The 220-nt window shown below is 54.5% G+C and carries 2 tRNA genes; both read left to right on the top strand.

Annotation, left to right across the window (positions count from 1 at the left end):
* Window positions 1-34: 34 nt before the first annotated feature.
* Window positions 35-108: transfer RNA gene (locus tag H6A20_RS13365), tRNA-Ile, on the top strand.
* Window positions 109-112: 4 nt separating this feature from the next.
* Window positions 113-185: transfer RNA gene (locus tag H6A20_RS13360), tRNA-Ala, on the top strand.
* Window positions 186-220: the final 35 nt, after the last annotated feature.

The following is a 220-nucleotide window of genomic DNA, read 5'->3' as shown; positions in this document are numbered from 1 at the left end:
GACGCAGAAAGTGGCGTAAAGCCCCTTTTGAGACGGGCTTATAGCTCAGCCGGTTAGAGCGCACGCCTGATAAGCGTGAGGTCGGTGGTTCGAGTCCACTTAAGCCCATTCCGGGGGATTAGCTCAGTTGGGAGAGCGCCTGCCTTGCAAGCAGGAGGTCACGAGTTCGAATCTCGTATTCTCCATTGGATAAGCAGGAGACTGGTTATCCGCAATGTAC

The sequence above is a fragment of the Mordavella massiliensis genome, assembly GCF_016901695.1.
Classification (GTDB): domain Bacteria; phylum Bacillota; class Clostridia; order Lachnospirales; family Lachnospiraceae; genus Claveliimonas; species Claveliimonas massiliensis_A.
The sequence above is the reverse complement of the archived record's forward strand: the minus strand, read 5'-3'. Positions and strand labels throughout refer to the sequence as shown.